This is a genomic window from Corallococcus macrosporus DSM 14697, from assembly GCF_002305895.1.
GTDB lineage: Bacteria > Myxococcota > Myxococcia > Myxococcales > Myxococcaceae > Myxococcus > Myxococcus macrosporus.
Genome location: NZ_CP022203.1, coordinates 507810 through 527509, shown reverse-complemented (window position 1 = coordinate 527509; position 19700 = coordinate 507810). Strand labels below are relative to the sequence as shown.

Annotated in this window: 24 protein-coding genes; 7 read left to right on the top strand and 17 right to left on the bottom strand. The window is 71.0% G+C overall.

Translation table 11 applies throughout. The annotated features are described in order from the left end of the window. Window positions 1–564, bottom strand: coding sequence for a protein-tyrosine phosphatase family protein (locus tag MYMAC_RS02315; RefSeq protein WP_095956864.1), 564 nt, complete (start codon window positions 562–564; stop codon window positions 1–3). Between the two features lie 230 nt (window positions 565–794). Here MYMAC_RS02315 and MYMAC_RS02310 point away from each other — a divergent pair, with 230 nt between their 5' ends. Continuing rightward, window positions 795–1502: a C40 family peptidase gene (locus MYMAC_RS02310; RefSeq protein ID WP_095956863.1), complete on the top strand. Its 708-nt coding sequence runs from the start codon at window positions 795–797 to the stop codon at window positions 1500–1502. A 99-nt stretch (window positions 1503–1601) separates the two neighbouring features. On the opposite strand, the gene MYMAC_RS02305 is transcribed toward MYMAC_RS02310, so the two are convergent. Then, entirely contained in the window at window positions 1602–2477 is an 876-nt protein-coding gene (locus tag MYMAC_RS02305; protein WP_095956862.1) for a LysR family transcriptional regulator, read from the bottom strand. 110 nt (window positions 2478–2587) lie between these two features. On the opposite strand from MYMAC_RS02305, the gene MYMAC_RS02300 reads away from it, so the two are divergent. Further along, the gene (locus MYMAC_RS02300) at window positions 2588–2887 is read left to right on the top strand and encodes a YiaA/YiaB family inner membrane protein (protein WP_013936406.1); all 300 of its coding nucleotides are present in this window, start codon (window positions 2588–2590) and stop codon (window positions 2885–2887) included. A 4-nt stretch (window positions 2888–2891) separates the two neighbouring features. On the opposite strand, the gene MYMAC_RS02295 is transcribed toward MYMAC_RS02300, so the two are convergent. From MYMAC_RS02295 to MYMAC_RS02280, 4 genes are all read right to left on the bottom strand, one after another. Further along, window positions 2892–3665, bottom strand: coding sequence for an eCIS core domain-containing protein (locus MYMAC_RS02295; protein WP_095956861.1), 774 nt, complete (start codon window positions 3663–3665; stop codon window positions 2892–2894). 10 nt (window positions 3666–3675) lie between these two features. Next, the gene (locus MYMAC_RS02290; protein ID WP_193364446.1) at window positions 3676–4209 is read right to left on the bottom strand and encodes a hypothetical protein; all 534 of its coding nucleotides are present in this window, start codon (window positions 4207–4209) and stop codon (window positions 3676–3678) included. Between the two features lie 293 nt (window positions 4210–4502). After that, entirely contained in the window at window positions 4503–5576 is a 1074-nt protein-coding gene (locus MYMAC_RS02285; RefSeq protein ID WP_204817722.1) for a type IV pilus twitching motility protein PilT, read from the bottom strand. A 72-nt stretch (window positions 5577–5648) separates the two neighbouring features. Next, on the bottom strand, window positions 5649–6863 hold the full coding sequence (locus MYMAC_RS02280; RefSeq protein WP_095961444.1) for a metallophosphoesterase: 1215 nt from the start codon (window positions 6861–6863) through the stop codon (window positions 5649–5651). Between the two features lie 177 nt (window positions 6864–7040). On the opposite strand from MYMAC_RS02280, the gene MYMAC_RS02275 reads away from it, so the two are divergent. Both MYMAC_RS02275 and MYMAC_RS02270 read left to right on the top strand, forming a co-directional pair. Continuing rightward, on the top strand, window positions 7041–7562 hold the full coding sequence (locus MYMAC_RS02275) for a hypothetical protein (RefSeq protein ID WP_095956859.1): 522 nt from the start codon (window positions 7041–7043) through the stop codon (window positions 7560–7562). Window positions 7563–7616: 54 nt separating this feature from the next. Beyond that, the gene (locus MYMAC_RS02270; RefSeq protein ID WP_043709521.1) at window positions 7617–8414 is read left to right on the top strand and encodes a TIGR00266 family protein; all 798 of its coding nucleotides are present in this window, start codon (window positions 7617–7619) and stop codon (window positions 8412–8414) included. Between the two features lie 65 nt (window positions 8415–8479). Here the strand turns inward: MYMAC_RS02270 and MYMAC_RS02265 are convergent, their stop codons facing one another. Genes MYMAC_RS02265 through MYMAC_RS02250 form a run of 5 tightly spaced genes read right to left on the bottom strand, consistent with a single transcriptional unit; the run spans window position 8480 to window position 12766 of the window. Further along, window positions 8480–10396: an MYXO-CTERM sorting domain-containing protein gene (locus tag MYMAC_RS02265; RefSeq protein WP_239989288.1), complete on the bottom strand. Its 1917-nt coding sequence runs from the start codon at window positions 10394–10396 to the stop codon at window positions 8480–8482. Beyond that, on the bottom strand, window positions 10369–10884 hold the full coding sequence (locus tag MYMAC_RS37515; protein WP_239989287.1) for a hypothetical protein: 516 nt from the start codon (window positions 10882–10884) through the stop codon (window positions 10369–10371). Before MYMAC_RS37515 ends, MYMAC_RS02265 begins: the two co-directional genes overlap by 28 nt. 60 nt (window positions 10885–10944) lie before the next feature. After that, the gene (locus MYMAC_RS02260; protein WP_095956858.1) at window positions 10945–11442 is read right to left on the bottom strand and encodes a hypothetical protein; all 498 of its coding nucleotides are present in this window, start codon (window positions 11440–11442) and stop codon (window positions 10945–10947) included. A 13-nt stretch (window positions 11443–11455) separates the two neighbouring features. Then, window positions 11456–11959: a cupin domain-containing protein gene (locus tag MYMAC_RS02255; RefSeq protein ID WP_013936416.1), complete on the bottom strand. Its 504-nt coding sequence runs from the start codon at window positions 11957–11959 to the stop codon at window positions 11456–11458. Between the two features lie 27 nt (window positions 11960–11986). Next, entirely contained in the window at window positions 11987–12766 is a 780-nt protein-coding gene (locus MYMAC_RS02250; protein WP_013936417.1) for a class I SAM-dependent methyltransferase, read from the bottom strand. Window positions 12767–12872: 106 nt separating this feature from the next. Here MYMAC_RS02250 and MYMAC_RS02245 point away from each other — a divergent pair, with 106 nt between their 5' ends. Together MYMAC_RS02245 and MYMAC_RS02240 are read left to right on the top strand one after the other, a co-directional pair. Continuing rightward, on the top strand, window positions 12873–14189 hold the full coding sequence (locus MYMAC_RS02245; protein ID WP_095956857.1) for a citrate synthase family protein: 1317 nt from the start codon (window positions 12873–12875) through the stop codon (window positions 14187–14189). 191 nt (window positions 14190–14380) lie between these two features. Continuing rightward, the gene (locus tag MYMAC_RS02240; protein WP_013936419.1) at window positions 14381–14677 is read left to right on the top strand and encodes a hypothetical protein; all 297 of its coding nucleotides are present in this window, start codon (window positions 14381–14383) and stop codon (window positions 14675–14677) included. Between the two features lie 103 nt (window positions 14678–14780). On the opposite strand, the gene ychF is transcribed toward MYMAC_RS02240, so the two are convergent. The 6 genes from ychF to MYMAC_RS02210 form a co-directional block, all read right to left on the bottom strand. Then, on the bottom strand, window positions 14781–15890 hold the full coding sequence (gene ychF, locus MYMAC_RS02235) for a redox-regulated ATPase YchF (RefSeq protein WP_013936420.1): 1110 nt from the start codon (window positions 15888–15890) through the stop codon (window positions 14781–14783). A 51-nt stretch (window positions 15891–15941) separates the two neighbouring features. Continuing rightward, the gene (gene atpF / locus MYMAC_RS02230; RefSeq protein WP_013936421.1) at window positions 15942–16496 is read right to left on the bottom strand and encodes a F0F1 ATP synthase subunit B; all 555 of its coding nucleotides are present in this window, start codon (window positions 16494–16496) and stop codon (window positions 15942–15944) included. 131 nt (window positions 16497–16627) lie between these two features. After that, on the bottom strand, window positions 16628–16858 hold the full coding sequence (locus MYMAC_RS02225) for an ATP synthase F0 subunit C (protein ID WP_013936422.1): 231 nt from the start codon (window positions 16856–16858) through the stop codon (window positions 16628–16630). 143 nt (window positions 16859–17001) lie between these two features. After that, complete coding sequence (gene atpB / locus MYMAC_RS02220; RefSeq protein WP_013936423.1) at window positions 17002–18009, bottom strand: F0F1 ATP synthase subunit A; 1008 nt, start codon at window positions 18007–18009, stop codon at window positions 17002–17004. Further along, a complete protein-coding gene (locus tag MYMAC_RS02215) occupies window positions 18009–18419 on the bottom strand; it encodes a hypothetical protein (protein WP_013936424.1) in 411 nt (136 codons plus the stop codon). Before MYMAC_RS02215 ends, atpB begins: the two co-directional genes overlap by 1 nt. Beyond that, window positions 18416–18682: an AtpZ/AtpI family protein gene (locus MYMAC_RS02210; RefSeq protein WP_013936425.1), complete on the bottom strand. Its 267-nt coding sequence runs from the start codon at window positions 18680–18682 to the stop codon at window positions 18416–18418. Before MYMAC_RS02210 ends, MYMAC_RS02215 begins: the two co-directional genes overlap by 4 nt. A 418-nt stretch (window positions 18683–19100) precedes the next feature. Here MYMAC_RS02210 and MYMAC_RS02205 point away from each other — a divergent pair, with 418 nt between their 5' ends. Continuing rightward, on the top strand, window positions 19101–19619 hold the full coding sequence (locus tag MYMAC_RS02205; protein ID WP_095956856.1) for a YbhB/YbcL family Raf kinase inhibitor-like protein: 519 nt from the start codon (window positions 19101–19103) through the stop codon (window positions 19617–19619). Window positions 19620–19700: the final 81 nt, after the last annotated feature.

The following is a 19700-nucleotide window of genomic DNA, read 5'->3' as shown; positions in this document are numbered from 1 at the left end:
TCAGTCCTCGCCCAGGCGGGACAGCGGTGGCGGCTGGGCCAGGTGACTGTGGGCAATGGCGGCCAGGTCCTCCAACCGGGGCACAGGCCACGCGGCCGCATGCCGCTGACGCCAGGTCTCCGCCCACGACATGAAGGTGCGAAGCTGCTCCGTGCTGGGCGACACCTGCCAGCGCCGCTGCTTCGCCAGGGCCAGCGCCTCCAGGGGCGGATGGCCCAGGGCCACCAGGACACAGAGGGCCAACAGCGCGCTGCGCCCCACCCCGTGCTCGCAGTGGATATAGACTTTGTGGCCCTGCGCGAGCTGCTCCGTCACCCACGCGACGCCGTCATCCAGCCGGTCGCCGCGGATGGCGCGGAGGTCCTCGGTGGGCAGGTGCAGCAGGGTTATGCCGTGCTCGCGCAGGACGCGCTCGTCGTCACACGCCTCCACCCGCACATCCACCACGCAGCGGATGCCGAGCTTCGCGGCCAGGTGCTCCGCCGTGTCGATGGGGAAGCGGCCCCCCAACGCCAGCGAGGGCAGCACCCAGTCCAGGTTCAGTCTCCGGGACGGCGCGCTCATGCCCCCAAGGTAGGGCAGCCCGCACGCCGTGGCAGCACCTCCGGGCCTCAAAACCCATACGAAGTGTTTTTCGACCCACCCTCGTGTAAATCCGCTGGAATCTCCACGGGTTACGTCACGACCGGCTGGAAAATCAGGGGGAAAGCAACTTCGGGTCTCAGTCTTCGAGAATAGGTTCAAGACGTACATGCGGCGCCCTCGCGCCCTTCCACACCCCCACGGAGCCCCCCATGAGCAGCAGCTACCGCATCAAGTCGGGCGACACCCTCTCCCACCTGGCGCAGCGCTACAACACCAGCGTCAGCGCGCTGATGAAGGCGAACCCGCAAATCAAGAACGCGGACCTCATCTACGCCGGCAAGTCGCTGAACATCCCGGGGGCTCGGGACACCTTCGAGAGCGGCACGTCCGGCTCCGGCCGCGCGGGCGGCGCCACGGGTGGCAGCGGCGGTTCGCAGGGCGTGCAGGGCCCCGGCAGCTCCGGCCCCGGCATCCGCGGCCCCAAGGGCAGCCCCTTCGAAATCGCGTCGCAGCACCTGGGCAAGAACGCCGGTTCGCTGAAGCTGGAGGGGAACGGCGTGGGCGCGGACATGGAGGACTGGGTCCCCAACAACGTCAACTGCGCCAACTTCGTGTCCGCCGTGCTGGAGCAGGCCGGCCAGATTTCCGACGCGCAGCACGACAACAGCGTGATGGGCCTGATGGCCAAGCTGGACCGGGACCCCAACTTCAAGCGCATCGACCTGAAGGACGCGAAGCCGGGTGACGTGGTCTCCATGAAGACCAACGGCGGCCAGCACGTGGTGATGTTCGCGGGCTGGAAGGACGGCAAGCCGCAGTTCATCGGCTCCAACAACGTCAACTCGGATGGCTCGCAGCGCGTCACCATCTCCAGCATGAACTACCCCATCATGGCCGTGCACCAGTACCAGGGCTGAGCGCCCGCGCAGGCCTGAGCGAGCACCCACGGGGCTCCGCGTCCGTCCTTCCAGGCGGGCCCGGGGCCCCGCTGGCGTTCGGGCCCCCGCCGCGGCGGCTCAGGGCCGGGGCGCCAGCGACAACGCGGCCTGGATGAGCGGGCTGCGCGCCGCGGACCTGCGCCAGGCGGCGTGGACGGTGCCCGTGCCCACGCCCGGCAGCGGCCTGGACACCACGCCCGCCTCGCGCGGCCCGCCCGGGAGGAGCGAGGCCAGCAGCGAGAACCCCAGCCCCGCCGCCACGAAGCCCAGGATGGTCTCCGAGGAGTCCGCCGCGTGCAGCCGCCGGGGCGTGACGCCGGCCCGCGCCAGCGCCGCGAGCTGCAAGTCCCGCAGGTACCGGTCCGTGCTGTAGGCGATGAACGCGTCGTCGCGAAGCTGCTCCAGTTGCACCCGCTGACGCTTCGCCTGCGGGTGATGCGCGGGCAGCACCAGGAAGGGACGGGTGTGGCCCACCTCGCGGGCCTCCACGTCGTCGGGCACCGCGGGCAGGTGGTCCACCACCAGGTCCGTGTCGCCCGCGCGCAGCACGTCCAGCGCGGGCGTCTTGGACTCGAACAGGACGACCTCGATGTCCGGCCGCTTCGCCTGGAGCTTCCGCAGCCACGCGGGCAGCAGGTGCCGCAGCACGTGGCCAGAGGCGTGGATGCGCAGCGTGCCGCCCACCTCGCCCTTGCGCAGCGACTGCACCACGGTGTCCAGCCCTTCGAGGAACGGCGCCACATGCGCGTACAGCGCGCGCCCCTCCGGTGTGAGCACCACGCGGTCCTTGCCCACGCGCTCGAAGAGCGGCACGCCGACCTCCGCCTCCAGCCGCTTCACCTGCTGATGGATGCCCGGCTGCGTAATCGGATACGGGAAGGTGGGCACGGCCCGCGCGTACCCTTCCGCGCGCGCCACCCGGTAGAAGCCCTCGAGCCGCTGGAGCTGAATCATTCACTGCAGGTTATCAATGGCGCTTGGATTAGTTCCATGCGCTTTGCGGTGGAAAGGCGCATGGTTCCTCCTGTCAGCGAGCACGGCTCGCCCACGAGGAGGAAGTCCACATGGCCCGCGCCACGCCGAAGGTTGTCGTTGCCCACAGCACCGCCTGGGTTGCCCAGACCTGGCTCTCCTTTGTCCTCTCCGTCGGCGTGACGGCGGTCGGCATCTGGAACCTGCCCGTGGACATCTGGGTGAAGTCCTTCCTGGGCATGGGCCTGCTCTTCACCGTCGGGTCGACGTTCAGCCTGTCGAAGACGGTGAGGGACCAGCACGAGATGGAGCAGCTCGGCACGCGGCTGGACGAGGCGCGCGTGTCCCGGCTCCTCTCCGAGCACGACCCGCTGGCCCCGCCCAAGCTGTGATGAATCAGGGCGCGCCGCGGCCCGCGTGCAGGCACGTCACCGCTTCATCCAGCAGCGCGAGCGCCGCGTCCGACCAGCCCCGCAGCTTCATGCGCGGCGACACCGGCGAGGTGAAGGGGATGAGGCCGGCGACGGCGGCGTCCTCGATGAGCTGAGCCTGCTGCTCGGGGTTGAGCTGGGCCCAGCGCTTCTCGCGGCTCACGCCCTTGCGCCAGTCGTAGCCGTCCCCGGACCACTGGGCGGCCAGCGCCGCGCTCAGGTAGGCGGTGCCGCCGTGCTGGTGCTGCCACACGTGCGTCAGCTCGTGGACGAGCAGGCCGAAGTCCACGCCCCCGCTCTGGGGCGGGACGAAGACGGTGTCGCCGTGCGCGAAGGCCCGCCCGGGCAGGCCCAACAGGCCCAGCCGCCCCACCTTCACCCGCACCGCCGCGAAGTCCAGGCTGTCTCCGAAGATGGGCCGCAGGCGGGAGACCTCGTCCTCCGTGAGGCGGCGGCCCGGCGGCTCCAGGCCGACGAGCACCTGCACCGAGCTGAGCACGCGCCCGCCCATCATCAGCACCGCGTCCGCGGGGAGCTGCGCCACGCGCGTCAGGCCCTGGCCCAGCCGGGGAATCCCCTCGCGAGGCCGGCCACGCGCGCAGTGCGCCACGCCGCCGCCCATGGACCTCAGCACCACGCCCACGCTGCGAGCCACCCCCACCGACGCGCTCGTGGCGCCGGTGAGCAGGCCCCGGCCCGCATCCACCAGCCGCTCGGAGAAGGTGCCCGCGGGGCTCATGCCATGCGCCTCAACGCCCCGCCGCCATGGCGCGCAGCCCGGAGAGCCCCATGACGGACTCCACCAGCGTGCGCAGCGCGCCCGGACGCCACGGACGGGACAGCGCGAAGTGCGTGAGGCTGGAGGCGCTGTAGGCCGCGGCCACCTCGGGACGGAAGTGCGACGACACGAGGATGCGCGGCCCCGCCAGGTCCCGCTCCACCAGCCGCGCCAGGAAGGTCGGCACGGCCGCCCGCTCCACGGAGTCCAGGTCCACGATCACCGCCTCCGGCACCACGCCCAGGTCCATCCTTCGGTCCGCCGACGCGATGCCCAACGTGGGGACCAGCTCGAAGTCTGACGCCAGCTCGCGGCCCATGGCCAGCCGGAACAGCGGCTCCTCCGACACGAGCATCACCCGAGGCCCCTTGGGCGCGCTCCGGTGACGCCGTGCGGGCGCGGGCGCCGGCTCGATGGGAAGACGCAGTGCGCCAGCCTCCACCAGGTGGCGGGCATCGAGGAGGGACTGCGCACGGCGAATCAGGGGGGCGGGGGCGCTGGACACAACGCGACAATAACCAGCAATAGCGGAAATATCAATCTTTGCTTCAATTCCTGGGAACAGTTCCTGAGTTCCTGGACCTCCAAACCCGTGACGTTGGGCATCTTGAAACGCCCGTTCAGTGGGTCAGAGGTAACACCTATCCAGGTGTATCGGGTATATAAAGACCCACTTACCTCCTCTGAGCTGAGCGCGCGCACCGCTGCTGGAGTGGCCGCGCGTCCATGAACACCCTGCGCGCGCCTGCGCCCCTGGCGCCTCCCTGCCCCACCGGGCAAGGCGGCTGCCCGCGACGCTCACTCGAACTCGAGCGCGCGCTGGAAGTCGGCCGGGTTGGAGGCCGCGCTCTGCGCCGTCTCCAGGGTGATGAGCCCCTCCCGGTAGAGCTGCGTCAGGTGCTGGTCGAAGGACTGCATGCCGAACATGTCGCGGCCCTTCTCGATGACGTCCTTCAGCTCGTTGGCGCGGTCGTCGCGGATGTACTGCTCCACCGTCTTCGTCTGCACCATGATTTCCAGCGCCACCGTGCGGCCCTTGCCGCTGGCCCGGGGCAGCAGGCGCTGCGACACCGTGGCCTTGAGGCAGTCCGCCAGGCGCATGCGCACCATCGTCTGCTCTTCCGCGGGGAACACCGACACCAGGCGGTTGATGGTGCGGGACGCGTCCGTGGTGTGCACCGTGGAGAGCACCAGGTGGCCCGTCTCGGACGCCTTGAGCGCGATGTCGATGGTCTCCGTGTCGCGCATCTCGCCCACGAGGATGACGTCCGGGTCCTGGCGCAGCGCCGCGCGCAGGGCGATGGCGAAGCTCTGCGTGTCCGGACCAATCTCCCGCTGGGAGATGGAGGACTTGATGTTCTTGTAGATGAACTCGATGGGGTCCTCGATGGTGAGGACGTGCAGGTTCTCCGTGCGGTTGATGTGGTCAATCATCGACGCCAGCGTGGAGCTCTTTCCGGAGCCCGTCGCGCCCGTCACCAGCACCAGCCCGCGCTCGTTGCCGGCAATCTTCTTCAGCACCTGCGGCAATCCCAGCCCGTCAATGGTTGGGATTTCATCCGGGATGATGCGCAGGATGCACGCCAGCGAGCCCCGCTGCCGGTAGATGTTCACCCGGAAGCGCGCCACGCCCGGCAGGCTGTAGGACGCGTCGCACTCCTGCAGCGTGTCGATCTGCTTCTTCACCTCGGGGTCCGACACGACATGGAACGCCACCTGTCGTGTGTGGTCCGCGTGAAGCTTCTCCATCTTCAAGGGCCGGAGCGCGCCATTGACCCGGTAGATGGGCGGGTCTCCCGGCCTGAAATGGATGTCCGATGCACCGTTCTGCACACCGACCGCGAGCAGCTTGTTGAGCGTTGCCAGATCCAGGGGAGTGACCCTCTTCAGCTAGGAAGGTCCCGGATTCTAGGCGGATACTCAACACTTGCACATGGTGTGCAATCAACCCGGGGCGGGCACCAAGGTCAGCTCGGCAATCTCAGGCGAGGGCCCCAACCGGAGCGGCGGCCCCCAGTAGCCCGTCCCTCGGTGGGTATAGACGCGCACCCCGGCGATGGTGGCCAGTCCGCGCACCACCGGCTGCTGCAGCTTGATGAAGAACATGAAGGGAAACACCTGCCCGCCGTGTGTGTGACCGGAAAGCTGCAGGTCCACCATCACGCCAGACTCCGCCACGCGCAGGGCCGTCCGGGGCTGGTGCGCCAACAACAGACGCGGCACCCCGTGCGGCGCCCCGTGCAGCGCCAGCTCCGGACGGCTGGCATGCGAGGGAATGATGTGGCCCGCGTCATGGTCCGTCACCCCGGCGATGGTGAGCCGCGCTCCGCCGCGCTCCACCACCCGGTGCTCGTTCTGGAGGACGGTGAGGCCCAGGCGCGCCACTTCGGACGCCCAGGCCGGTCCCCCGTGGTAGTACTCGTGATTGCCGGTGACGTAGAAGACGCCCAGGGACGCGCGCAGCTCCGACAGCGGCTTCACCTCGTCCCGCAGCGCGTCCACGGTGCCGTCCACCAGGTCGCCCGTCACCGCCACCACGTCCGGCTGGAGCGCGTTCACCTGCTCCACCACGCGCCGCAGCCAGCGCCCGTCCAGCGTGGGCCCGATGTGGATGTCTGAAATCTGCACCACCTTCAGGCCATGGAGCCCGGGCGCCAGCCCCGCCACCGGCACCGTCACGCGCTCCACCGTCGCCCGGCCCCGCGCGGTGACGAAGGCATACACCACCGCCGGCACCGTCACGCCCACCGCCACCAGGGCCTTGCCGCGCGCCAGGGCCAGCGCATCCATCACCACGCCAGACACGCTGAGGCCCCACCCCACCAGGTCCGCGACCACCACCGCGCTGAGCAGGATGCCGAAGGCGCCCAGCCACACGTAGGACGTCCACTGGAGCGCCTGCGTCCAGAAGGTCGGCTCGCGCCGCGACGCCATCATCCCCACCGGCAGCGACACGAACAGCAGCGCCACCAGCGCGGGCCCCAGCCAGCCCCACGGCGCGGGGAGCTGCGGGCTCAGGAACAGGCGCACCGCGAGGTACGCATGCAGCCCGCCCATCAGCGTGAGGATGCCGCCCAGCGACATCAACCACCGCAACACCAGCGCCAGGGACACCCTGGGCCGGGCCTCCCGCCGCATGCCTGGATTCAGCTCCGCCACGAACGACAACCTCCTTCACCGGTGCCCGCCATGACAGCGCCCGGAGCGCTGGGACATAACGGCTGTCGGGGGCCGCTGCCCGGCAACCCGCCCGCACACCGGCCGGGTCAACGCCTCATCGCGAGCACCACACCTAAGACACGGGCGACGGGTTGGCGAGCCAGCTACGTTCCATCCATGCGAACTTCACATATCTTCACGGCCGCGCTGCTCGCGGCGAGCGCGGCCTGGGCCGAGCCCGTCCAGTACCTGGACCTGAGGACGCCCCGAGTCGCCCTCAACGCGCGCGTCACCGGACAGGACGTCTCCAGCCCCGACCTCCAGCTTGGCTTCAGCGACGAGGCCCTGCGCGGCCGCGCCTTCGGCCTGCCCCTCAACCTCTCGTTCGACGCCGCGCGGATTCGCGGCATCTACGGGAGCGGCCCCGTGGACCTGCGGCTGACGCAGGAACAAGGCGCCCTGCGCGCCAAGGGCACCTTCGGCGGGCAGCTCACCGACTTCCAGGTGACGCCCCAGACGCTCAAGGGCGACGTGGGCCGGTGCAGCTACGAGCTCAAGGCCTCCGAGGACGGCCGCTACCAGGGCTGGCGTTCGTGCCTGGCGGGCCTGGAGAACCCCGTGTCGCTGTCGATTCCGCCCGCCCTTGGCAATGACGACGCCCGGCTCGTGGCCACCCTGGCTTTGATTCTGTCGCGGTAGCCCCGTGAAGGGGCGGTTATGGTGCGCGCCGTTTCCTCACGACGGAGCGCATCCATGACACGCATGCACGAAGTGGACTTCCACATCTACGGCGAGGACCTGCAGTTCGTCGAGGTGGAGCTGGACCCGGGAGAAGCCGCGGTCGCCGAAGCCGGCACCCTCATGTACATGGAGGACGGCATCGAGATGGAGACCATCTTCGGTGACGGCTCGGAGAAGACGGGCGGCTTCTTCGGCTCGCTGCTCGGCGCGGGCAAGCGCCTGCTGACGGGCGAGTCCCTCTTCACCACCGTCTTCCTCAACAAGAGCGGCCGCGGCAAGCGCAAGGTGTCCTTCGCCGCGCCCTACCCGGGCAAAATCATCCCGGTGAACCTGAGCGAGCTGGGCGGCGAGCTCATCGCGCAGAAGGACAGCTTCCTCGCGGCGGCCAAGGGCGTGTCGCTGGGCATCGCCTTCCAGAAGAAGCTGGGCACCGGCCTGTTCGGCGGCGAGGGCTTCATCATGCAGCGGCTCCAGGGAGACGGGCTCGCCTTCATCCACGCGGGCGGCACGCTGCACGAGCGCACGCTGGGCCCCGGCGAGCTGCTCCGCGTGGACACCGGCTGCATCGTCGCGTTCCAGCCCACCGTGGACTACGACATCCAGATGGTGAGCGGCATCAAGACGGCCTTCTTCGGCGGCGAGGGGCTCTTCTTCGCCACGCTGCGCGGCCCCGGCAAGGTGTGGCTCCAGTCGCTGCCCTTCAGCCGGCTCGCGGGCCGCATCCTCTCCGCCTCGCGGCCGGGTGGCGCGACGGGAGAAGGCAGCGTGCTGGGCGGCGTCGGGCTGGGCAGCCTGCTCGGCGACGACTAGCGCTGCCCCGGTGCGCCATCCGTTCGCGGCCCGCGCGGGAAGGTGATGCCCCGCGGGCCGCGCCGCTATCCGCGACGCCGCCGCGACAGGCCGGCCAGCCCCACCAGCAGCGCCCAGGAGCCCACCACGCCCACGGGGGATGCGCCGCAGCCGCAGCCCACGTCGAGCGCCGCGGGCCCCCGCACCTCGAAGCCGGTGGACCGTGAGCGCGCCGGCGCCCGGCTGGAGGTGACGAGGTGCTCCTGCGCCGCCACGCTGTGCGCGCCCACCGGCAGCGCGCGCTCAGGGGGCACCTGATAGCGGAAGGCGCCGGTGTCATCGGCCGTCACCGTGGCGACCTCGCTGCCATCCACCTCGATGACCACCGTGGCGCCCGCCGTCGCCGCGCCCGCGAAGAGCGGCGTGGAGTCCACCACCTCGCCTTCTTCAGGCACCACCAGCACCGGCCAGCCGTCCTCCGGCACCTGGGTGCCGCCGTCTCCTGGCTGCGTCCCCGCGTCCTGCCCGGACGTGCCTGCGTCACCGGACGTGCCTGCGTCACCGGACGTGCCTGCGTCACCGGGCGTGCCCCCGTCCGCCCCGGCTTGGGATTCGAAGCGGCTGGCCTGTGAATACGGGCCGCTCACGCCCGCCTCGTTGTGGGAATGCACGGTGACGAAGTGAGGCCCCGGCGACAGGGGTGTCTCGGCGGGCCACTGGTAACGGAAGCGGCCCGCGCCATCCACGGGGATGATGACCTCGGGGCCGTTGTCCACCTCGATGCCCACCGTCAGCCCGTTGGGCGCGACCCCCGCGAACAGCGGCGTGGTCCCCACCGTCTCACCGTCCTGCGGAATCACCAGGATGGGCTCCACCACCACGCCACCGTCCTCCAAGGTGGCGGCGACGGAGAACGACACGGGCTCGGAGGGCTCGCTGTAGGCCCCCAAGGACTCCGTCACCACGTGGACCGTGTGCATGCCGACATCGAGCGGCGGCTGCGGCGCGGGGATGCCCGCGACGAACAGGCCGTCCGCGCCCGAGCCCACCTGGACCCGTTCGACGCCATCGACGAACACGAGGACGCGAACGCCAGGGTCCGCCCGGCCCTCGAAGCGCGGCCGGTGCGGCAACCCCACCGCTCCGGACACAGGCGAGATGACCGCCGGCATCGTGGGCGTGCGGTAGGCCGTGAGGTACTCCTCGACGAAGCCCTCGGTCCCCACGCCCGCGCCGTGCGTTCCACCATCGGCCGTCGCGACGGTCCCAGCGGAGCCGCCTGGCACGCTCCCAGGGCACGACACCGTCACCCCCTGCAGCAGCATGCCGCCACCACCGCCGCCCCCACCCGGCCCCAGAAGCCAGTCCGGATAGGTGACGTCGCCGCCATTGCCGCCCCCGGCCTTGGCGCTCCCGCAGCCCAGCGACTCCTGCGCGCGAAGGATGAGGACACCGCCCGCGCCACCGCCCCCCGCGCCATCGTCGCCCGGCGTGTGCTCGGCGGCCTGCCCATCCACGGTGAAGCGCCCCGTGCCCGAAATCGCCCGCGCCCGGATGAGCACCGCGCCACCGCCCGCGCCGCCGCCCGAGCCCAGGTCGTCATTGCCCTCCCCCGCGCCACCGCCGCTCCCGAAGACGAACTTCTCCACGAGCGAGTACTGCGCGGGCGCGCCACCCAACCCACCCACGTCCCGCGCCAGGTCCGCCTCCGACGTGCGGCCTCCCACGCCGCCCCGGCCCCCATTTCCACCGCCGCCCCCTCCCGCGTTGTGGCAGTTGCCGCCGCCGCCTTCGCCGGCCACGGAGCCGCGCCCCGCGGCCGTACCGAAGCGGCCCACCCGAAGGCCCTCCCCCTTGTAGGCCCCGCCAGCCTCGGGGGGGACGTCCAGGTCGGTGCAACCGAAGCGCTCCGGGTGGTTGGCGAACGCGCCGCCGCGCAAGCCCATCCCTTGCGCGCTGATGAGGCCCTGGTTCGTCACCGTGCCCGTGGCGAGGAAGGCCACGATGCCACCACTGCGCCCATCCCACGGCCGGGGCACCACGGAGCCCCCGAGCCCACGAGGACGTTCGTGTACTCCGGCACGGTGACGGCCTGCGCCCCGGGCGCGGTGTAGGCCTGCGCCAGGGGCTCGGTGAGGCGCAGCGCGGGCGGCGAGGCCGACACCGCCTCCACGCGCGCCAGCTCCCAGTGGCCCATTCGCCGCAGCGCCAGGGTGCCGCCGTCACTGGCGACCACGGCCTCCGCCGAGCCGCCGCTCTGGTGGAGGAGCACCAGCCCGCCGGCGGTGAAGCCGGAGACGCTCTGGACGGGGACGTCGCGGGCGCCGGCCACCGCGAGGTCCGTCAGCGGCGTGGCGGTGTTGAGCACCCGCCCCTCCGTCGTGACGGACAGCGCGCCATCGCGGCCCGTGCCCAGGCCGAAGGAATCCAGCTCCGCCAGCGCGGGGGACGCCGGGAGCAACACGAGCAGGCAGGTCAGGACGAAGCGCATGCCCCCTCATGCTGCCTCAGAATCCGGGTCTGCCGCGAGTGCGGGGCGCCCTCTGGAGCCTCAGTCCCCCGAAGGGTTCATCAGCGCCCGGCCATTGCGCGGCGCGAAGAAGGGCTGGCGCACCAGCCGCGGCAGGGCGCGCTTGTCCACACACCAGAGCTGGAGCGCGTCCTCCCACTCACCCAGCTCGGCCACCGCGCGCACGTCTGGCGCGTCGCGGTAGAGGCTGTTGAGGTTGTGCACCAGCGAGGACAGGTCCTCCACCTCCCAGCGCTCCGTCACGTCACCGGCCATGACGTGGAGCTCCAGGACGGGGCGCTCCCGCACGTCCACCACCTTGAAGCGGCGGGCCGCGCCGCCCATGGCGGTGGTGAGCGGGCCCACCAGCTCGTCGGCGCGCACGCCGTACCCCACGGACAGGCCGCCTTCGAGCAGCCCCGCGTCGCACAGGCGCAGCAGGGACACATGGGGAGGTTCGCCGCGCGGCAGCAGGGCCGCGGCGGCGGCGCGGTTCTTGAGGAGCCGCTCCCGGGTGAGCACGTCGAGCAAGGGGGCCATCGCGGCCCACAGCCTATCGCTCCTCGCCGCTCCAGTAGTCCACCTCCGCGGAGAGCGGCAGCGTGGTGAACAGGGTGCGGGCCGCCTTGTCCCCGCCAGGGGCACTGCCGGCGGAGATGACCACCTTCTCCGAGTCCGGGTACACCATGACGTCCGGCTCCACCATGGTGGAGAAGGCCAGGTAGCGCAGCGTCTCCGCTCCGTCATTGAGGAGCTGGTGCGCGCCCGTGGGCCCGACGGGCAGCGCCACGTAGTCCCCGGCCTTCACGGCGAGCGTGTCATCGCCCAGGCGCAGCCGGCCCGAGCCGGAGAGAATGAAGTAGGCCTCCTCGTTGGCCAGGTGGTAGTGGCGCGGCCACGCGTGCTTGCCGGGGGGCAGCTCCATGAGGCTGCACCCCAGCTTGCGGCCCTTCGCGGCGGCGCCCAACTGCTTGCGGCGGTACTGCACCCGGGGGCCCTGGGTGACTTCGGTCCAGGGAAGCTCGGGCTCGTGGACGACGTGGGGATGTGAGGACATAAGCAAGGGCTCCTGGTGCTTCGAGGTTCAGGGCCGCGTCGCGAGCAGCGCGAAGACGCGGTGGGGGACGTCGAGCGGGTCCGCGGGGAAGCTCCCCGCGAGCAGGTCCGCGAGCGCGGCATCGAAGCGGCTCACCGTGGCCGCGGGCATGGACGCGCCCACCTTCGCGCTGGCGCGGATGCGGCCCCGCCAGGCCCGGTGGGTGTACGGCACGCTCACGTCGAAGGAGAACGAGGTGAGCTGGGTGAAGCCCGCCTCGGCGGCGTCGCGGAACCACGGGGGATAGACGCCCGAGGACAGACTCAAGGAGACGGAGGGCGTGGGCGCGCCCGGGTTGAAGCGCTCGATGAGCCACTCGGTGGCCTCCACCACGTTGCCGGGCAGCGGCAGCCAGTCGAAGTGGGCGATGACCAGCCGCCCACCGGGGACGAGCAACCGCGCGGCCTCACGCGCCGCGACGGGCCGGTCGAACCAGTGCCAGCACTGTCCCGCGACCACCAGGTCGAACGCCTGCGAGGGCAGGCCCGTGTTCTCCGCGGGCGCCTGCCGGAAGTCGATGTCCAGGCCCATCCCCGAGGCGAGCCCGCGCGCGGCCTCCAGCATGTCCGCGGAGACATCCAGCCCCGTCACCACGGCGCCACGCTGGGCCAGTCCCCGGGCCACCGTCCCCGTCCCCGTGCCCAGGTCCACGGCGCGGAGCCCCTGACGCAGCAGCCCTTCCCTGTCGAGCCGCTCGAAGAAGGCCTCCGGGAAGCCGGCCCGGTGTCTCACGTAGTCCGACGACGTGCGTCCGAAGTCCACCTGCATGACAGGCTCCTCTCCTCGCGCGCACACGTGGGCCACGCCGAGCCGGGGACGTATCGACACGTCGTCCAGTCGAGTCGACAATGGCCTTCGTGGAGGTGCGTGAGACATGAGTAGGCCCAAGGGCGGACGCTCTCAATCTCGATTCGACCATCGACCTGAGGAGGAGCTGGTGACCGCCGCGCGGGCCGCCGCGCTCCTGGGCGTGAAGCGGGCCACGCTCTACACCTACGTGAGCCGCGGGCTCGTGCGCTGCGTGCCGGAGCGCGGCACCAAGGAGAACCGCTATGTGCGCTCGGATTTGGAGCGGCTGAAGGCGCGGCACGACGCCAGGGCGGGACACGCCGCGGTGGCCTCGGGAGCCCTGCGCTGGGGCGAGCCCGTCATCGACTCGTCGGTGTCGCGCGTGGGCGCGGAGGGGCTCGCGTACCGGGGGCACTCGGCGGTGACGCTCGCGGTGGAGGGGCGCGCGTTCGAGGACGTCGCGGAGCTGCTGTGGACCGGCGCGCTGCCCGAGGCGGCGACCCGGTGGCCCTCGCCCGAGCCAGCGTTTCCGCCGTCCGAGCTGGCGAAGCTGCTGCCCCGTGGCACACCGCCCGTGGCCGCGCTGTCTTCCCTGGTGCCGCTCTGGGGCGCACGAGACGCCGTGCGCTTCGCCGCGCCGCCCGAGCAGGAGCGCGCCCGCGCCCGGAGGCTGCTGCGCCAGCTCTCCGCCTGGGTCTGCGTGGCGAACGCGCCGGGGCGGGTGACCCACGCGTTGAACGAGCCCACCGTGGCGCAATCCCTGGCACGCGCCTGGAACACCCGCGTGAAGCGCGCGCCGGCGCTGCTCGACCGCGCGCTGGTGCTGTGCGCGGACCACGAGCTCAACGTGTCCACGTTCGCCGCGCGCGTGGTGGCCTCGTCCGGCGCGGACCTGTACGCCTGCCTGAGCGCCGCGCTGGCCGCGCTGTCGGGCCCCAGGCATGGCGGCGCCTGCGACCGGGTGGAGGCGCTGCTCGTGGAGGTGGGACGGCCGGAGCGCGCCGCGGAGGTCATCCGGGAGCGGCTGCGGCGCGGCGAGGTCATCACCGGCTTCGGCCATCAGCTCTACCCCGACGGAGACCCGAGGACACCGCCCCTGGTGGAAGCCGCCCGGGCCGTCAACTCCGAGGCGCCAGGGGTCCGCATCGCCAGCGCGGTGATGGACGCCATGCGCGCCGCGGGGCACCCACCGCCGTCCGTGGACTTCGGGCTGGTGATGCTCGCCGCGGCGCTGGGACTGCCTCCAGGCGCGGGCGCCACGCTGTTCGCCGTGGGGCGCTCCGCGGGCTGGGTGGCCCATGTGCTGGAGCAGCGAGAACAGGGCCATCTGCTCCGCCCCCGGGCGCGCTACGTGGAGCCGGCACCACGCCCCACGGGAGGCCAGGCACCCGGCGGTGCGTGACGCACTCCGTGAGGGCCACGCGGCACGGCCTCGCGAGACAGGCTCCTGCGGCACCGCGCCCTCATGCGGTAGCGGGCCGGGCGCGCCATTCCGCGCCCGCGACGCAGAGGCGCACCGCCTCTGTCGCCTGCCACGCACCGGGCGAAGTCCGTGGTTGGAAGCCCGCACGCGGAAGGGGAGACTCCCGCGCCGTGGACACTCGACGCGTTTATCCCCGTTTCGCCATCGCCTCGCTGCTGGGCAACGTCGCCTTCCTCGCCTCGTGGGGCGTGGTGCTGATGCGCCCCTCCGGCTGGCAGGTGGTCGGCCCGCTCCTGCTCCTCATGTTCCTGGTCCTGCGCGTCGGAGGCATGTGGTTCTTCGCCTCGAAGCACCCGCCGGAGGAGCGCCCGCGCATGCGCCGCACGGCCACCTTCACCACCGTGCTGGCCCTCATCGCCGTGGGCATCTGGGTCTACACGGTGCTGCAAGGCCCGCGCGGCTTCTGAGCGACACGGAGCCCCGGCCCTGAAACGGCTCGCGGGCGCCGCCTCCAGACCGAAGCGTCCGGAAGCACAGCGCCCGCGATGACCGGAGTGGACGGACGAACCGCTACACGTTGAAGCGGAAGTGCATGCAGTCGCCGTCCTGCACGACGTACTCCTTGCCTTCCACGCGCAGCAGGCCCTTCTCCTTCACGGCGGACTCACTGCCCAGCTTCACCAGGTCCTCCCAGCGCATCACCTCGGCCTTGATGAAGCCGCGCTCGAAGTCGGAGTGGATGACGCCGGCCGCCTGCGGGGCCTTGTAGCCCTGGTGGATGGTCCAGGCGCGGCACTCCTGCTCGCCCACGGTGAAGTAGGTCCACAGGCCCAGCAGCTTGTAGCCGGCGCGCACCACCTTGTGCAGGCCGGGCTCGGACAGGCCCGCGCTCTCCAGGAAGCCCGGACGCTCGGTCTCCGGAAGCTGCTGGATTTCGGACTCCAGCGCGGCGGCGAGCACCACCACCTCGAAGCCCTCCTTCGCGGCCATCTCCCGGACGGCCTTCACGTGGGGGTTGGCGTCCTCCTTGCCCAGCTCCCCCTCGCCGATGTTCGCCACGTACAGCACGGGCTTGTCGGTGAGCAGGAACAGGTCATGGATGACGGCGCCCTCCTCCTCGGTGAGCTTCTGGGCGCGCACGGTGATGCCGTTGTCCAGGCCCGCCTTGATGCGGTCCAGGAGCGCCACCTCGGCCTTGGCCTCTTCACCGACCTTGCCGCCCACCTTGGTGTTCTTCAGGGTGCGCTCGCGGCGCTTCTCCACGGTCTCCAGGTCCTTGAGGCACAGCTCCGTGTCGACCACGTCCCGGTCCCGCACCGGATTCACCCCGCCCTCGACGTGGGTGACGTTGTCGTCCTCGAAGCAGCGCAGCACGTGGAGCACCGCGTTCACCTGGCGGATGTTGCCCAGGAACTGGTTGCCCAGGCCCTCGCCCTTGGACGCGCCGCGCACCAGGCCGGCGATGTCCACGAACTCCAGCGAGGTGGGCACCTTCTTCAGCGGCTTGATGAGCGCGGACAACTGGTCAAGGCGGTCATCCGGCACGGGCACCACGCCCACGTTGGGCTCGATGGTGCAGAAGGGGTAGTTGGCCGCCTGCGCGCCCGCGGCCGACAGCGCGTTGAACAGGGTGGACTTGCCGACGTTGGGCAGCCCGACGATGCCGATGGAAAGACCCATGGTGATTCCCTGGAACACGCGCGCCGGGGGGCGCGCTTCCCCAGAAGGGGATTAGGCGGTGCGGCGGACGGCGCCGGAGGCGCTGGTGCCGTTCAGCGGCAGGCCCTGGACGAACTGCTCGGCCAGCGCGCGCTGCTTGCTGTCGTCCATGCGCTCGCTGATGAGCTTGCCGGCCACTTCCATGGCCAGGTCCACCGCCATGGAGCGGACCTCGGCGATGGCCTTGGCCTTCTGCTCGTCAATCTCGCGACGCGCGCTCAGCTTGAGCTCCTCGGCCTCCTTGCGGCTCTTGGCCATGAGCTCCTCGCGGAACTTCTCCATCTCCTGCGTGTTGCGGCGCATCATCTCCGCGGCCTCGCGGCGGGCCTCGGCGATGGCCGTCTTCTGGTCGGCCAGCAGCTTCTCCGCCTCGGCGCGCTCACGCTTGGCGCTCTCGATGGAGCTGGCGATCTGCTTCTCGCGCTCCTCCACCAGCGACAGGATGGGGCCCCAGGCCTTCGCCTTCAGGACGATGGCGACGAAGATGAAGGTGACGAGGGTCCAGAAGATGAGGCCCGGTTGGACCTTCACGAGGCTACTGGCGGCGAGGACAGAGGGCAGGAACATGGCGGGATGTCCAGCGTGAGGGAGGGAGACTGCGAAGACGTCGGTTGCTGCGGCCGGAGCAGCCGGCACCCGGGGCAAGACACCCCGCGGGCACCGGCGGCCTTCCGGCGATGACTCGACCTGCGCTCGACCTAGACCTTGGTGGCGAGCAGGATGCAAACGACCAGCGCGAACAGCGTGGCGCCTTCGATAAGGGCCGCCGCGATGATCATCGTGGTGCGGATGTCGCCGCCCGCGGCCGGCTGACGGCCCGTGGCGTCCATGGCGGCGGCGGCCAGCTTACCAATGCCGAGCGCGGCACCGATGATGGAGAGACCGGCACCCAGACCGGCGGCGAGGAAGGCAAGAGCGAGGTTCGTCATGGGAACACTTATTCTTTCGTAGCGTGGACCCGCTTGTGGGGGGGTCGTGATGTCCCTTTAGGACTACCTCCGGCGGCCTTTCGAACCGCCGGGTCTTCTGCCGGGGCGCCGTACCGCCGCGCCCCGCTAACTTGGTCGGAGGCCTAGATGTGGTGCGCCTTGCCGTGGTCGTGGCTGGGGCCCACCTCGGACGCGTGGCCGTGGTCGTCATGGTGGTGGCCCATGGCCACGCTCATGCCGATGAACAGCGCCGACAGCATCGTGAAGACGTACGCCTGCACGAAGGCCACGAAGAGCTCGAGCAGGTAGATGGCGAAGGCGAAGGGCACGCTCACCGCCGCCACCGCCGGGTGGCCGAGGATGAAGATGAGGCCCAGGAGGAAGAAGAGGACGATGTGGCCCGCCAGCATGTTGGCGAACAGACGCATCGTGAGGGCGAAGGGCTTGGTGAACAGGCCCAGCACCTCCACCGGAATCATGATGGGCCACAGCCAGGGCGCCACGCCACCCGTCAGGTGCTTCAGGTAGCCGCCCAGGCCCGCCGCGCGGATGCCGGCAATCTGGGTGATGACGAAGGTGCACACCGCCAGCGACGCGGTGACGGCCAGGTTGCCGGTGGCGGTCGCCATCCAGGGAATCAGGCCCAGCAGGTTCATGAAGAGGACGAAGAAGAACGCGGTGAGCAGGTAGGGCACGTAGCGGGGGCCCTCCTCCTTGCCGATGTTCTTGATGGCCAGCTCGTCACGCACGAACAGCACCAGCATCTCGATGATGTTGGCGCCCGCGCCGCGCGGCACCAGCTTCGTCTTGTCCCGGTTGCCCCAGGTGAACAAGGTGGCCAGCAGCAGCAGCGCGGCCAGCCACATCATCACGGTGTGCTTGGTGAGGGAGACGTCCAGGCAGCCTTCCGTGAAGCCCGGAACCTCCTGGCCGTGGTCCGTCATCCGCAGCTCGCACCCGTTGGGCTTCAGCGGGATGAGCCACTGGGGGAAGTCCAGCGCGTGGATGGGGCTGCCCAGCGGGACTTCAATCTCCAGGTAGGGCGAGTCCACGACGTGGTGGAGGATGTACCCCGGCACGTCGTCTTCCGACCCCGCGGCCCACGCCGTGGCAGCGAACAGACTGGCGAACAGCACCATTGCCTTGCGCATCACTCGTCTCCGCCCGCCGATTCCTTCGACGCGGCCATCACGTAGCTCACTTCAATCCACTGCAGCGCGAAGTAGACGCCGAAGAACCCGGCGATGAACGGCACCGCCGCCATGCCCCGCGTCACCACGCCCAACAGCCCCGCCAACACGCCCACGGCCCGAAGGCCAAAGATGATTCCGACCACCTTCAGCGCGGCGTTGAGGTCCTGCCGCACCGCCCGCCGCTTCAGCACCAGCGCCACCGCGCCCGTCACCGTCGCCAGCCCCACGCCCCACAGCGCGGAGACGCGGTCCTCCACCACCTGCGGCATCAACGCCGCCAGCGCCAGGCCCACCACCGCCACGCCACCCGCCAGCGCCGCATGACTCCGGAAGGAGTCCGTCCCGCTACCGCCGCCCCGCGCCGTCACTTCCGTTTCCCCAGCCGGGCCATCTCATGGAGGAATCCATAGAAGCCCACGCAGATGCCCACCAGGCTCAGCACCACCATCAGCCAGGGCCCTGTCCCCAACCTCTTGTCCAGCCAGTAGCCGCCCAGCACGCCCACCACCGCTCCCCCTACCAGCTTCCACACCGCCGCGACGTAGGGTTGCGCCGCCCGCATCTGCCGGGCCGTCTCCCCCAGCTCGCTGCCATCCGAACCGCCCGGTTTCCGGGGCTCCTTCACTTCCATTCGGACGCCTCCCCAAACCCCGGGAAACCCTCGCTTTTCCAACCCCACCAGACCCAACCCCGCTACGCGCGGGCGCCGCTTAACACCGAACACGCGGCACACGCAACCGGTACCATGGGCGGCGGTCCCCCGGCCCCCAGTCGCGATTGCCGCTTCGGCAAGCTCAGCTACCGCCGATCTGCCCCGCCTGGTGGAGGCACCCGCCCCGGAGCCCCCCGCACCGAGGGGCGCGCCGGGCTCCGCGCAGGCAGCGGCCCCCGGTCGCGGGCCACCGTGTGGGGCGGGGACTGCCTGCCCCACCGCCCAGGTGGCCAGCCTCCGGGCGGTGGCCACCCCGCTCCTCGGCGCCTGGGAGCCAGCGTCGCCAGCTTGCACCCGATACGCGTCAACCCACCGTGATTCTTCTTTGGAGGACTCCATGCCGAAGCCGCTCGTGCTCACGTCCCCCCGCTTCAAGGACGGCGACCTCATCCCCATTGCCTACACGGGCGAGGGCGACGACGTCTCGCCGCCCCTGCAATGGACGGGCATGCCGGCCGGGACGAAGAGCCTGGCCCTCATCGTGGAAGACCCGGACGCGCCAGACCCGCGCAACCCGCAGATGACCTTCTCCCACTGGGTCGTCTACAACATCCCACCTTCGGCCCAGGGGCTGCCGGAAGGCGCCACGCCGGACGTGCTGCCGGAGGGCGCCCGGCAGGGGCAGAACGACTTCCGCCGCCAGGACTACGGGGGCCCCATGCCGCCCATCGGCATGCACCGGTACTTCTTCCGCCTGTTCGCGCTGGACACGGTGCTGCCGGACCTGGGCCGGGCCTCGCGCACCCAGCTCCGGGAGACCATGGCGGGCCACATCCTGGGCGAGGCGGAGCTCATTGGCCTGTACACCAAGGTCCACCACCGCGGCGCGGAGCCCTCCGGGGCGTCCCCCGCCTGACGCGGCACGGGGGCCCCTCCAGGCCTGGAGCCCCGGGCTCGGCTGCCTCACGCGGCCGGGCCCGTTGTCCTACGGGTAAGC